At 57.9% G+C, this 12,797-nt stretch carries 12 protein-coding genes and 2 pseudogenes; 9 read left to right on the top strand and 5 right to left on the bottom strand.

The genetic code is table 11. From position 1 onward, the window contains the following. Positions 1–309: 309 nt before the first annotated feature. Both OKW28_RS17710 and OKW28_RS17705 read right to left on the bottom strand, forming a co-directional pair. Positions 310–1,533 (bottom strand): acyl-CoA dehydrogenase family protein, encoded by a 1,224-nt coding sequence (locus tag OKW28_RS17710; protein ID WP_429447641.1) that lies wholly within the window; start codon positions 1,531–1,533, stop codon positions 310–312. 45 nt (positions 1,534–1,578) lie between these two features. Further along, entirely contained in the window at positions 1,579–2,160 is a 582-nt protein-coding gene (locus tag OKW28_RS17705) for a flavin reductase family protein (RefSeq protein WP_429447639.1), read from the bottom strand. Between the two features lie 387 nt (positions 2,161–2,547). On the opposite strand from OKW28_RS17705, the gene OKW28_RS17700 reads away from it, so the two are divergent. From OKW28_RS17700 to OKW28_RS17660, 9 genes are all read left to right on the top strand, one after another. Continuing rightward, complete coding sequence (locus OKW28_RS17700) at positions 2,548–4,077, top strand: class I adenylate-forming enzyme family protein (protein ID WP_429447637.1); 1,530 nt, start codon at positions 2,548–2,550, stop codon at positions 4,075–4,077. Positions 4,078–4,399: 322 nt separating this feature from the next. Then, a complete protein-coding gene (locus tag OKW28_RS17695) occupies positions 4,400–4,822 on the top strand; it encodes a hypothetical protein (RefSeq protein WP_429447636.1) in 423 nt (140 codons plus the stop codon). Between the two features lie 153 nt (positions 4,823–4,975). Further along, complete coding sequence (locus OKW28_RS17690) at positions 4,976–5,179, top strand: galactose oxidase early set domain-containing protein (RefSeq protein WP_429447634.1); 204 nt, start codon at positions 4,976–4,978, stop codon at positions 5,177–5,179. Further along, positions 5,179–5,622, top strand: a complete 444-nt coding sequence (locus OKW28_RS17685; RefSeq protein WP_429447632.1) for a hypothetical protein — start codon at positions 5,179–5,181, stop codon at positions 5,620–5,622. The genes OKW28_RS17690 and OKW28_RS17685 overlap by 1 nt, the downstream gene beginning before the upstream one ends. Before the next feature lie 232 nt (positions 5,623–5,854). Then, complete coding sequence (locus OKW28_RS17680) at positions 5,855–6,085, top strand: hypothetical protein (protein WP_246530000.1); 231 nt, start codon at positions 5,855–5,857, stop codon at positions 6,083–6,085. 71 nt (positions 6,086–6,156) lie between these two features. Next, on the top strand, positions 6,157–7,137 hold the full coding sequence (locus OKW28_RS17675) for a glycosyltransferase family 2 protein (protein WP_429448767.1): 981 nt from the start codon (positions 6,157–6,159) through the stop codon (positions 7,135–7,137). Positions 7,138–7,347: 210 nt separating this feature from the next. Next, on the top strand, positions 7,348–8,613 hold the full coding sequence (locus tag OKW28_RS17670) for a flippase (RefSeq protein ID WP_429447630.1): 1,266 nt from the start codon (positions 7,348–7,350) through the stop codon (positions 8,611–8,613). After that, positions 8,603–9,715, top strand: coding sequence for a UDP-galactopyranose mutase (gene glf, locus OKW28_RS17665; protein ID WP_429447628.1), 1,113 nt, complete (start codon positions 8,603–8,605; stop codon positions 9,713–9,715). The genes OKW28_RS17670 and glf overlap by 11 nt, the downstream gene beginning before the upstream one ends. 460 nt (positions 9,716–10,175) lie before the next feature. After that, positions 10,176–10,478: a recombinase family protein gene (locus tag OKW28_RS17660; RefSeq protein ID WP_429448765.1), complete on the top strand. Its 303-nt coding sequence runs from the start codon at positions 10,176–10,178 to the stop codon at positions 10,476–10,478. On the opposite strand, the pseudogene OKW28_RS17655 reads toward OKW28_RS17660, so the two are convergent. From OKW28_RS17655 to OKW28_RS17645, 3 genes and pseudogenes are all read right to left on the bottom strand, one after another. Then, positions 10,466–10,607, bottom strand: a pseudogene (locus OKW28_RS17655) (UDP-galactopyranose mutase); the annotation flags it as partial. The gene OKW28_RS17660 and the pseudogene OKW28_RS17655 overlap by 13 nt on opposite strands. Positions 10,608–10,758: 151 nt before the next feature. Further along, positions 10,759–11,925: a hypothetical protein gene (locus tag OKW28_RS17650; RefSeq protein ID WP_429447627.1), complete on the bottom strand. Its 1,167-nt coding sequence runs from the start codon at positions 11,923–11,925 to the stop codon at positions 10,759–10,761. 442 nt (positions 11,926–12,367) lie between these two features. Continuing rightward, positions 12,368–12,706 (bottom strand): annotated as a pseudogene (locus tag OKW28_RS17645) (alpha/beta fold hydrolase); the annotation flags it as partial. Between the last annotated feature and the right edge of the window lie 91 nt (positions 12,707–12,797).

The raw sequence follows: 12,797 nt of genomic DNA, 5'->3' as shown, positions 1-12,797 counted from the left end.
TCTCCGGAGACAGTGTCCTTGGAATTCCTCGGATCTCTGCGAGATACTCAGGTGTGAGCGGTGGCGCAGCCTCAGGTCTCAAATTCGACATCGTTTTACGCAGCGCTGCGCTCCAAGAGACGGTTTGAAAAATCCGATGTAAATGGCCTACTTACGGCTAAGCCACCCACTCGAGGCCACGGTCATTCGGGCCTTCGGGTAAAGCCACCTGCAACACGACTGTACCGAACGATGGCGGCTCGCGTTAAGCGCTCTGGACCGGTTGCTCCGTTCCAGCGGCCTCAGTTTCGAGCCACATTTTGGTGGATGTCATTCAGCAACGGCATCAACAAGTCCCAAGAAGCTCCATTGCTTGCCCGGTGCCAATCCAGCCAATTCCTTGCCGCACTCGCTGAGCATCACGGGCGACGAGGTGATGTGTTGGGAACCGGCGTGCATGTCCCTGTAGATCCGCTGGATGATTCCATTTCTCAGCGAAACACCGCCCGCTGCCTTGAAGGCAAAGTCGCATGCTTCCACAGCCGTCCAGGTTGCATGATTCAATGCAAGCCTGATCAGCGTGACGTGCCGGGTTGTGAAAGGCTCTCCCTCGCGAAGAGACTTTTCGACGCTCGCCCAGGTCTCGAACGCCAGCGCGCGTGCCGCTTTGACCCTCGCTTCCATCCATGCGTATCCTTCGAGGAAACTCGACGAGCTAGCAATTGAATTCGGGATTGCAGCCTTTGCACGTGCTAAAGCGGCGGTTTCATCAAGGATGCGCTTGGCCTGGCCGAGAGCAAATGCAGTGTGCCCGGCGGTGCCGATGCCAATGGCTCCAGTCCGGTACGTCCACCCGCCGCGTAGGGGTTCAACCACGCGTGCCGTGTAGCAGAAATCTTCAGGGACGAAGACATCATCTATTGAGTAGTCAATGCTGCCGGTCGCTCGGAGCCCGATAACATCCCAGTTATCGTGAAAATTTACATTTTCCCTTGGCACGTTCAGAATCAGCGTCTCTGTCGTTCCATTGCGCAACATTCGCGGACGCCCTTCTTCATAGACGATCGCACCAGCGTGCACATAATGGGCATGCTTAATACCGCTGCCGTAACTCCATTTACCTGTGAGCCGATAGCCCCCGGGGACAGCGGTTGCTTTCCCATTCGGGATCCCTTGCCCGGCCGCGACGGTCAGTCCACTACCAAACATCGCCTCCACAGCAGAATCACCCAGAAAAGCGCCGGCCGCAGATGTGCACAGCCCGGTTGCAAACAAAACCCAGGCGGTGGGGCCGTCCATCTCGGCAACCGTTTCGATCAACTCCAATGCCTCTACTGGGGACAACTGCCACCCATGGGCTTCCTTCGGCGCGAAGTATCCGAACAGACCCATTTCGGCGAAGGCATCGACCACCGCAGGTGCCAGCATTCCGCGAGCTTCATTGCTTGGCGCGCTCTCTTCAATCAGTGGCCGCAGTTCTTTTACTTGTTTGATGAGATCCTGAAAGGACAAATCCGCCCGACCAAGTCTTCTCTTGGCGTTCGAAACGTACATTTTTACTCCTATAGGGTTGTAGGCTCAAGTTAAGAAGCCGATTCATCAGCCCCAACTGTCAAAGTCGAGCATCATCTCAGTGACCAAGGGTTCTTGCCAATGGTGGCTACCGAGCTTGCCGCCGTAAAAAAGCAGCGGTTTGCCTTCAGCGCTTTTCATCCACTGCAGTTGAGCCACGATCAGCCGGTGGTCTCCAGCGTCCATGGTGGAGTGAACTTTTACTGCAAATTGAACCAGAGAATTCTGGAGCACCGGCACATTGCGATACCAGTCGTATCTCGGGTCTAACGTGTCAGAGGGCTTACCTCCAAAATGCGTGCACTCCGCAAGCTGTTTTGAAGAAAGAAATGAGATGCCGAAGCCCGCATCCGTAGAATTCAAGAACGCTAGGAAACCGGCGGTACGCGCAATGGAGACCACCACGAGCGGCGGGTCGAGGGAAACGGACATGAAGGCATTTACAGTCATTGAGCGCACACCGCCAGCATGCGAAACGCTGAGCACTGTCACGCCACTGGCGAACCGCCCCATCGCCCTTCTGAACTCACTGGCAGACAATGCCTCACCGGTGACGCTATCCCACTCTGCCTGCTGACCTGTGCCGATGCTCCCCTGTGGATGACTCATGGTTGAACCTCAAAAGGTCGGCGTTGATGAGATTAAAGCCGATCTTCGCACAGAAGTAAATTTCGCTTCATCTCTAGTTTACCCGAACGTTGCAATCCGGCGATGGCCGGTTGACTAGCCTGCATGACAGGCATCGGCAGGGTAAACACTGCATGAATAGCCGTTCACTTTTTCACATGGCCGTGCTTTAATTTCTTTACATCATCGGGTTCGCCCGCGCCGAGCTTTAACACGGCTAAGCCGCGGACGAGGCGAACCTGATCGTGCGCGCAATCGCTTCTACCACCTTGCGCGCGAGTCCTATCTGCGAATGCAAACTCGAGATCGGAATGGTCGACGTGAGGTTCGCCCAACCCATCCACCACACTACACAACGGAGGCACGCTCATGCTTACTGTCGCAATCCGCCGTGCCGCAACTGTACGGCCGGATGGATGGGCCATTATCAGTGGTACCGAAAGAACAACCTGGCGCGAAATGCCCAGGAGAATCGCATCACTCGCTTCCGCACTTAACGCTGCGGGACTACGGCCCGGCGACCGCGTAGCAACGCTCGCGTTGAATTCACCGCTCTACTTTGAATTGATGCTTGCGGTGTGGTGGGGCGGCGGCGTATTGGTACCGCTGAATACCCGCCTCGCCTACGACGAACTGCGTTATATCCTCGAACATTCCGAAGCTCGCTTTCTTCTTACCGACGATAGCTTTCGCGCGACGGCTGAGCGCACCCGTGAGGCTGTGGGATCGCTCCGCAGCGTTATCGTCGTGGACGAAGATCGCCGCAGCGACATGCTTGCCGCCTCACCGATTGACGACGCCCAGGTGGCCTTAGATGAGCTCGCGTGCATCTTCTATACCGGTGGCACAACGGGCCTTCCCAAAGGCGTAGAACTGACTCATTCGAACTTGGCATTCGCGGCATCAAACATGCAGCGCGACCTGCACCATGACAGTGAGACGGTCTACCTTCATACGACGCCGCTATTCCACCTTGCCGACTTTGGCATTGGTCTTGGCGTAACCCTGGCTGCAGGAGCCCACAGTTTCCTGTCGCATTTCAGTGCTGCCGAGGTCTTTTCGCGCTTGCGCACCGACGGCATAACGCACCTTCAGCTCGTGCCGACCATGCTTTCAATGCTTCTTGACGCACCGGAGCGTGACGATAGCTTGCTCAGGCGGGTCCGAACCATCTCTTATGGCACAGCACCCATTTCGCAGGAGTTGCTAGATCGGGTACTCAATGCTTTTCGAAACGTGCGAATTCAACAGTTCTACGGCATGACAGAGTGCAGCGGCGCATGCACATGCCTGTTACCGGAGTGGCATTCAACGAGCGGTCCGAAAGCAGGGAAATTGACGTCAGTCGGACAACCGACGTCAAGCTTCGAGATACGGATCGTCGATGAGCAGGGCTGCCTCTGCGAGACCGGGACGGTAGGCGAGATCCAGATCCGCGGCCCTGCCGTCATGCGGGGCTACTGGCGGGACCCAGAGAGAACGTCGGACACGATCAAGGATGGTTGGTTGCGGTCGGGTGACGCGGGGTACATGGACGAAGAAGGGTTTCTCTTTGTTGCAGATCGCATTAAGGACATGATCATTAGCGGCGGCGAGAACATCTATAGCGCCGAAGTCGAGAAGACCTTGAGCATGCACCCGGCGGTCAGCCAATGCGCAGTGATCGGGGTGCCGGATGAGCGTTGGGGTGAGCGAGTGCATGCCGTTATCGTCATCAAACCCGGCTCCGTTGCAACCCCCGCCGAACTGGACGCCCACTGCAGAGCCCACATTGCAGGCTACAAGGTGCCACGCGGATATGACATCCGCACCGAGCCACTGCCGCTATCTGGAGTAGGAAAAATACTAAAAAACAGACTGCGCGACGAATGGCTCGGAATCAGCAAGCGAACGCGATGACACAATGATTGAAAAGCCGATCGCCATTAGTCGGACAGACTGGCAAGCGGATGCACATTATTGCTGCGCCAGGGCGACGACAAGCAGTGCTGCACGCTCGTCGGGTGCACCTCGGCGAGCGACGCCCTGGACCACCTAGCCTTGCAATCCTTATCAAGGGGTTGTCGTACTTTTCGTGCAAATTCTGGCGGTTTGAATCGATCCTGCCGTGACCGGATGATCCGGCCGGTCAGCGGGTGAACGGTCGTGTCGATTGAGAAAAGGACCGGACGGATGCAGGCCATATATTTCGGAATCAGACATAAACTGGAGTGAGACGACAATGAAGAAGAGGCTGCTTTTCCCCTGCGTCGCGACGGCAGTCGCGTGCGCTGTCGCCCTTATGATCGCTGCATGCGGCAGCGGCGACGACATCAACGCGCCAACTGATTCTGACACGGTCGCCGATCAGCGGGCCGCCGCACTCGTCTCCCAGATGACCACCGACGAAAAGCTCCAGTTGGTGCACGGGACTGGCTTTCCGGTTTTCGGCCTCGGAGGACCTTTTCCGCCAGGGGTGGATGGTGCTGGATACATCCCGGGCATTCCCAGACTCGGGATTCCCGGGCTCGCTGTGGCGGAGATTAACACCGCGGGCACCGGCAGCATATCGGCGCCGGTCAATCGAGGGGCTGACAATGACGCGATGACCGGCAACGCGGTCATGTATGACGTCCGCAGAATTCTCGGTCGGTGGTGCGCCTAACTACGGAAACGACTACGCGACGTCGAACGCAACATTGATCGATATCAGCAACGGAGGGGCGAGCACGCGCACGGTAGCGCCAATGAATTATCAGCGCGCGTATGCCAACAGCGTTGCCTTACCCGACGGCGAAGTCGTCGTGGCGCTTTTTCGATGATGCGCCTATCGTCGGCAACGCATTCGCTCAACAACGAGCAGCGACGTGTTCCGTTAAGCTTTGGCGCGAGCAAAAAGCCAGGCCAGTATGAGCTGCAGATTCCGGGCGATTCCGGAGTCGCCGTGCCCGGCTATTACATGTTATTCGCGCTCGACGCGAACGGCGTACCGAGCGTCTCGACCACGATTCGAATCCATTGATGACGCGCGCCTCGAATCGGGCCGCCTTCAAGATATACGTGGTGGCGGCCATATTTCTGGTTGCGGTCGAACCCGCGGCAAATGGCGTCGATTCGTCCCGATCCATCGAACTGGGACGTGAGATCTTTAGCGGGCAGCACGCGCTGGTCGCGCACTTGCGCGACGACAATCGTACGCTGCCTGACAATGCGGTCGGGTGTATCAATTGCCACGGCCACGCGGACAACGCAGCGTCTTTTGCGCCCCCGTTGACAAGCCAGTATCTGCTCAGCGATACCCGCCGACGCGGCGGCCCGCCGAGTCGTGACGATTTGGGCTCGTTCTGCCGTGTCCTGAATGTCGGCGTCGATCCGACAGGAATCGTGCTGAAGAAAGCGATGCCGCAATACACGTTCAGCGATACAGAATGCGCAGCGCTTTGGAGCTTTGTCACCGCCCGGTAGGGCTTCGCCCGCTGGACATGTGAAGTTTTCTCGCATGGCTCATTGAACTGGATGACGCATACACTCGAACAAACGCGCCAGATCTTCAGCGCTTCGGGTCAGTGTTTCAAATGCCCTCGCGCCAAGGACTATATTCAAACTTTGCCTTCCGGCTGATCGCCCGCTACGGGCGTCGACGGATCATTCCGTCGACTACTTGCGTCAGGACAGATCCAAGGGTGTGTGTCATGAGATGTCCCATTCGTGCATGGTTGGTGCGGCGGGCTACGCAGGTGACGGCGGTCTCGCGGTTCAGGCGATGCTGTCGGGTCCAAGGGGGCTCGCGTTCGGGCGTGACGGAGCGCTGTATGTCGCCGATGGTTTCAGGATCCGCAAGATCACCGGACTCCCAGGTCGTCACCGCTGGGATTGCCGGGACAAACGGCGCTACGGCCTTGACGGCAACGATGGTGACGAAGATTGAGGTCAGAGTTGCAGAGCAAAACAACGGGCATCGCTTGGCCCGGAGAAACCGAAGCTTCCAGGAGCCTGTCCATGTCCGCGCCGAGAATCAGCGTTCTGCTGCCGGTCTACGAGGTCGAGGACTATATCGAAGACTGTCTGGATTCCCTGCTGTCACAAACCTGCACTGATTTCGAAATCATCGCCGTCGACGACAGCAGCCCCGATCGCTCAGGTGAAATCGCCGCCCGCCTTCTCGCACAACAGGATCGCATTCCGTGGAAGTTGATCAGAAACACCGACAATAAAGGGCTCGCTGAAACGCGAAAAATCGCCGCATCGGAAGCGCGGGGCGAGTACGTGCTCTGCGTTGACAGCGACGACCACGTCCATCGCGATCCCATTCGCACCGTGCTGCGCGAAGCCGACCAGCACGACGCCGATGTCGTCATTTTCGCCGCCGAACACGTCAGCCCCGATGGCGCCGTCAACGATCGCATCGACTCCGGCGACTGCATCATCACCGGCGTGGAAGCCGTCCAGAAAATTATGGAACTGAAGCTGCAAGCTTTTTGCTGGAACAAACTCGTGCGCCGTTCGATCTTCGTCGCAGCCGACCATCCGTGTGGTCTCATCTACGAGGACCTTTGCGTGTCGGTGCAGACGCTCGCCACCGCGAAAATCGTGCGGCTCATTTCGGACAGCCTTTACTCATACATGTTCCGCGAATCGGCAATCTCGAGACGCTTCAACCCGCATGTCGTCGATCTTTTTGTCATCATGGACCGTGTTGAAAAGCGTACCGCGGCCCTCCCGATTCCCGACTACAAGCGTCTCTTCTTCCGGCTCAAATACGTCTTCGGATACCGCGCGATCGCGTTTCAAGCGGCCACCACCGCGCCGAGCTACCAACTCGCGAGCCCGATTCTATACAGCGTTTCGAAGAAACTGCGCGTGAAGCACCTGCTCGGCATATATGCCGACGGGCGGCCGAAGTTGTCCGTCGTCATGACCATGCTCAAGATCCATCCGCGGATCTTCTATTGCTTCGTGAGACGCTTCAATCATCACTGATCCTGCGAAATGCGCCATCTGGCACATAACGCAGAGCGCGTTGGAAGTATCCGTTTAACCCTCTGAAAGGCACGGCGTTTGCGTACCCCAACGGGCCGCGCCTACTGACGACGATATCTGGTGACCCTGTGCGTATGACATATATGATGGACTTATGCTTATGCCGCGCTTGTCCTGAACTTTCATCGAAGTATTGAAAACGGTCTAACCATGGCGAATCCACTCCGACAGAACATCATCGCGCTGACCATCCTGCAGGCGGCTAACATGCTGCTGCCGCTTGCAACCGTTCCCTACCTGTTGCGCGTGCTGCGCCCGGAACACTTTGGCGCATACATCTTCGCACAAGCCATCATTGGCTACCTCGTACTGCTGACCGACTACGGTTTCAACTGGTCATCGACTGCCCACGTCGCACGGGTCCAGAATGACCGGTACGCGGTGTCGAAGATCTTCTGGGCGACGCAAGGCGCCAAGGCGCTGATCGCGGTGGTCTGCCTCGCGATGCTGCTGTTAGCGGCGTTGTGCGTGGCAAGACTGCGCGAATTGCTGCCGGTTCTGCTGGCGACCTATCCGGTCGTGATCGGAACGGTGCTGTTTCCGCAGTGGCTGTTCCAGGGCCTGGAGCAGATGACGCTGACTACCGTTTCGATGCTGAGCGCGCGGCTGCTGCTGCTTCCGCTCACGTTCGTCCTGGTGCACTCGCCGGCCGACACGTGGATCGCCTCGCTTATCAGTTCGATGAGCGTGGTTGCTGCCGGACTCGTCGCCTCGTTCCTGATCGTAAAAGACCGGATGATTGTCGCGATGGTGCCGGGCAAGGCGGAGATCCTGGAGACGCTTCGTGACGGCTGGCACACGTTCATTTCCACCGCAGCGATCAGTTTGTACACCACCACCAATAGCGTGGTGCTCGGATTTCTTGCCGGAAACGCCGCTGTCGGCTACTTTGGCGTCGCCGACAAGATCCGCAACCTCGCCCAGGCGCCGCTCGGACCGGTCGCCAACGCGGTGTACCCGCGCGTGACGGCGCTCTTTTCCGAAGACTCCGCCAAGGCGTTTGCGCTGGTGCGCAAGATGTTTTACCTGGCGGGCTCGTCCATGTTGCTGGCTTCGGTCGCGCTGTGGGGCGGCGCCGAGTTGATCGTTCGTATCGCGATGGGCTCCGGGTACGAACCGGCCGTGATCGTCCTGAAGTGGATGGCGCCGATGCCACTGCTCATCGGGCTGAGCGGTGTATTCGGCGTTCAGCTGATGCTGCCGCTCGGCATGAAGAAGAAGGTCAGCGAGATCCTGATCGTCGCCGGCCTGTTCAATCTTGCCATCCTCGTGCCGCTTGTATGGTTTCACGGCGCTCAGGGCGCGGCAATGTCAGCGCTGGCCACCGAGTTTCTCGTCACGGCCTCGATGGCGCTTTACCTGATCAAATGCAAGGTTCCGGCTTTCCAAACGAGGGTGCGCACAGATGAAATATGACTTCCTTATCGTAGGCGCCGGCTTTGCGGGCGCGGTCTGTGCCGAACGCCTCGCGGCAAGCGGAAAACGCGTGCTCGTCGTCGACAAACGGAATCATATAGGCGGCAACGCCTACGACCGGCACGATGAGAACGGCGTGCTGATCCATCCGTACGGTCCGCATATCTTTCATACCAACAGCAAGCGGATATTCGAATACCTGTCGGATTTTACCGATTGGCGCTTCTACGAGCATCGCGTGAAGGCCTATGTAGACGGGGGCCTCTATCCAATACCGATTAATCGCACGACGATCAACAGGTTATATGGCCTCGACCTGAACGAGCAGGCCACCGTGGCGTTTCTCGAGTCGGTACGTGAAGCGCGAGGAACCGTCTCCACCAGCGAAGACGCGGTGCTCAGCAGCGTTGGCCGCGATCTGTGCGAGAAGTTTTTCCGTGGCTATACGCGCAAGCAATGGGGACTCGATCTTTCTGAACTGTCCGCGGGTGTCGCTGCGCGAATCCCGACACGTTCGAACGACGACGACCGGTACTTCACCGATACGTATCAATTCATGCCGGCGCAAGGCTACACCGCGATGTTCGAAAGGATGCTTGGCAGTCCGGACATCGAGGTACGTCTGTCGACCGACTATAACGAGGTGAAAGCGAGTATCGAATGCGGACACCTTGTGTACACAGGACGGATTGACGCGTATTTCGGCTATCGCTTCGGCAAGCTGCCGTACCGCAGCCTGGATTTTCAGCACCAGCATCTGAGCGACGTGGAGCGCTTTCAGACGACAGGTACCGTCAACTATCCGAACGATCACGAATACACGAGGATTACGGAGTTCAAGCACCTCACCGGGCAGCAGCATCCGGGCACCTCGATCGTCAGGGAGTATCCGCGAGCCGAAGGTGAGCCGTACTACCCGATTCCACGCAAGGAAAACGAGGCATTGTTCCTGCGCTACAACGCGCTTGCGGAGACAGTTGCCGATATTACTTTTGTGGGCAGGCTCGCGCAGTATCGCTACTACAACATGGACCAGGTCGTTGGTGCAGCGCTTAAAGCTGCGGAAGGGCTCATCCAGGGCGCAGCAATCAGCGAGTGCTAGCGGGCACCTGAGAGCTTTCCTGGGACTGACTGGAAGATTCGGAGCATCGCATAGGGAGTTCGGAAATCCGGACGCGATGAGTTCGACGAAGCTCGATTGCCGCGAATAGATTTGCTGAATATAGCTAGGGTCTGTTTACATATGGAACGCACGTGCGAATGCCCGCTATCGGCCGCAGGGCAAGGAGTAAGGAGCGCTGCGTGGCCGCGCCACGTGAGCGACGCGCGACGCCGCCATGCGGCCGATAGCGGGCATTCCCCTGGAATGAAATCCAGGCAATGGGGTTGCCGCGAGAAGGGCCGCTCGCTACGTCATGCTCCTTGCGAATACGTCGAGTATTCGCGGCGTCGCAGTCCTTGCGAGCGGCCCTTCTCGCGGCAACGCACGTGCGTTCCATATGTAAACAGACCCTAATACGCCACAGGATAGATGAACCAGGTCAACGAAAGCGCAAAGCGCGATAAGCAACACGCCAGGAATCTATACATGCGCCCGTTTTTCGAGTTCACAGCAGGCAGACGGTAGCTCGATCGCGCGGCAGGATGCCTACGCGGAAGCGTGGGCCAAGCAGCACGGCCTGATACTCGATCGCTCTTTACGCATGGAGGACCGCGGCAAGTCCGCTCACAAGGGCGAGCACGTAAAGAAAGGCGGCGCGCTCGGCGCGTTCATCGAGCGTATCAAGGCCGGTGACGTCGTACCCGGCGATACGCTGATCGTCGAAAACCTTGACCGCCTGAGCCGCCAGAGTGGAATCGGATAGTACGACTCGCCTTCGGCTCGCGGATACTCCCTGACGATCGAGGTTCCCTGATGCTGCTGCCCGGTGAGGTACTTGAACTCCGTAATCCTCGTGTATTCGTGATCGTTTCGGATAGTTGACGGCACCAGAGTCACCGCCATGAACAAGCGCAGTGCGCACTCGATTCGATAGATAGCAGCGCGCTCTGCGTTATGTGCCAGATGGCGCATTTCGCAGGGTCAGCGGCTATCGAGGCTTCTCACGAAGCAATAGAAGATCCGGGGATGGATCTTGCGCATCGTCATGGCGACGGAGAGCGTCGGCCGCTCGTCGCATCGCGCTTGCCAGTCACGACATACCACGCTCGGCGACCGTTTTTCAACAGCGCGCGCACTCGCCGATAGATCGCGCGGCTCACACGCTTCGACGCTTCAAGCGTCCCCTTGGTGGCCTGCGGCGGGTGATCTTCGAGCCAGCGCAGCCGTGCTTCGATATCGCGTTCACGGTCCGCGTAGAGTGCAATCGGGAAGGGATGGCCAAGCCTCGCGTCGTAAAGCGCGCGAGCGGCATCGACGATATCGCGGTTCTCCTCGCGCTGGGAGAAGTACGCGATGTGCACGAATGGCACGCTGCGCGCACAGACGATTCGCAACCGGTTCCGCGCACAGTAGACATGCATCATGTGCTCGTCGTCTTGCCCACCGTCGTCGATCATGTCCCATAACCGCTTGCGAAAAAGAATGCAGCCGATCGAATAGCGCGATTCTGACGGCACTTCGCAAGGTTCGAGGTCCCGCGTGGCAGCGATGAAAGCATCAGGCTGAAGCGTGGTCCGTTCATGCAGCCAGCGCGCGATGTGCGGATAGCCCCATATCGTGCCATTGGTGCCGATCTCGATCTGCTCCGCAGGGATGATTCGCATCGGAAAGCGCTTGTCCCCGTCGGCTCCGACGAAATGGGGATGCGCCTGGCTCGTGAAGTACTCGCGCTCCAGGTTCATCACACGCATCACCTCAGGGAAGCCCCAGTTGTTGTTGTTGATCAGCGGGGTGACGTAGGCAAGCTCGTTCGCGCTTTCATTTTCCGCCGCGTCGTACGTGGCGAGCATCTTGTCGAGCCACTCGCCGGCGATCGGGAACGCGTCGTCGTCCACCTTGCAGATCAAGTCGATTTCGGCGAGCGCCGGTTGCGAGAGTAGTTTTTTGATCGTGCGATAGGGTGGGCCAGGCGGAATGTCGTCGACGACCCGAACGATGCCCGGAAAAAGTCTTGCGTAGCGCCGCGCGACGGCAAGCGTGCGTTCCGCGTCATAGCCGCCCCGGCAGTTCTGAAGCAGGATGAACTCGACGCCTGTTGGCCGGTACGCCATGTGACTGGCGAGGGTGAGTTCGAGCGCTGCGTAGTCGCGACAGAGCAGGACCAGAATGGCGACTCGCCTCGATGCCACGTTAGAACCGGATGCAGTCATGCTACTCCTTCGTAGGTAGCGACGAGCACATTGCCCAAGGAACATACATGCGAATATCGGAAGGCACCGAACCTGGCATCACGTGCATCACGAATATGCCAACACCAACGGTGCCGATGCTATAACCGCGCCTCCGGTCGCAGCACCGATCGCGACTACTCAAGAGACAGGACGGAACACACCGGTTCATCATAGTACAAGCGAAGATGAAGTGAAGCCGTATTCCATAGCGCGTCGCTGTTCTAAGCCAATCAACTGCGGGGAGGACGTTTTATGAATTATCGGACATTTCAGTGCGCTAAAATCCGCCAAACCATCATGGCGGATGGCAGCAAACGCCGACTGCCGCCCGGAAAGCGTCGCCATGTGCCACCTCAACCGTTCCCGACCGCCTCCTACCCGTGATGCTACCCACGCTTCGGGCCGGCGACCCGTCCTGCGATCCGGATAGCAGACGCAACCCGATGTCAAAGGGCAAAAATCGATCTTCTCTACCCCAGACGATCAGTGTCGGCGCCTTGATCTCCGACAATCGCAGTTGGTAGTCTGTGAACTGCCTGGGGTTTGCTGCCATACTCGCCACCCAGTTTTCGACGTGGTGCTTGTTGGCTTGCAAGTTATTGACACGCTGTTGCAGCAGGTCATCGGTCAGTGCCGAAGGATCATAAACAATCACATTCATCATGCGTTTGACGTTTTCCAGCGTGGGCTCTCGATAAACGAAATTCAGTAGCTTGATCCCTTCTGTCGGCTGGGGAACGAACGTGCTGGTCCCACCGGTATCGGTTGGAGAAATTATCTTTTCAATCTGATTTTTAAGGAGTGCAGTCAAATCTGCGACGCTGTTATTCGTACATCGAAATATTTCTTCC

This window comes from Paraburkholderia sp. 40 (genome assembly GCF_050434105.1).
GTDB classification, from domain to species: Bacteria; Pseudomonadota; Gammaproteobacteria; order Burkholderiales; family Burkholderiaceae; genus Paraburkholderia; species Paraburkholderia tuberum.
This window is presented reverse-complemented; position numbering and strand designations above follow the sequence as displayed.

Bases quoted from the DNA above. Each gene is read 5' to 3' on its own strand.
- OKW28_RS17695 (WP_429447636.1), top strand. From the start codon at position 4,400: ATGAAGAAGAGGCTGCTTTTCCCCTGCGTCGCGACGGCAGTCGCGTGC.
- OKW28_RS17685 (WP_429447632.1), top strand. From the start codon at position 5,179: ATGACGCGCGCCTCGAATCGGGCCGCCTTCAAGATATACGTGGTGGCG.
- OKW28_RS17680 (WP_246530000.1), top strand. From the start codon at position 5,855: ATGTCCCATTCGTGCATGGTTGGTGCGGCGGGCTACGCAGGTGACGGC.
- OKW28_RS17675 (WP_429448767.1), top strand. From the start codon at position 6,157: ATGTCCGCGCCGAGAATCAGCGTTCTGCTGCCGGTCTACGAGGTCGAG.
- glf (WP_429447628.1), top strand. From the start codon at position 8,603: ATGAAATATGACTTCCTTATCGTAGGCGCCGGCTTTGCGGGCGCGGTC.
- OKW28_RS17700 (WP_429447637.1), top strand. From the start codon at position 2,548: ATGCTTACTGTCGCAATCCGCCGTGCCGCAACTGTACGGCCGGATGGA.
- OKW28_RS17705 (WP_429447639.1), bottom strand. From the start codon at position 2,160: ATGAGTCATCCACAGGGGAGCATCGGCACAGGTCAGCAGGCAGAGTGG.
- OKW28_RS17670 (WP_429447630.1), top strand. From the start codon at position 7,348: ATGGCGAATCCACTCCGACAGAACATCATCGCGCTGACCATCCTGCAG.
- OKW28_RS17650 (WP_429447627.1), bottom strand. From the start codon at position 11,925: ATGACTGCATCCGGTTCTAACGTGGCATCGAGGCGAGTCGCCATTCTG.
- OKW28_RS17710 (WP_429447641.1), bottom strand. From the start codon at position 1,533: ATGTACGTTTCGAACGCCAAGAGAAGACTTGGTCGGGCGGATTTGTCC.
- OKW28_RS17690 (WP_429447634.1), top strand. From the start codon at position 4,976: ATGATGCGCCTATCGTCGGCAACGCATTCGCTCAACAACGAGCAGCGA.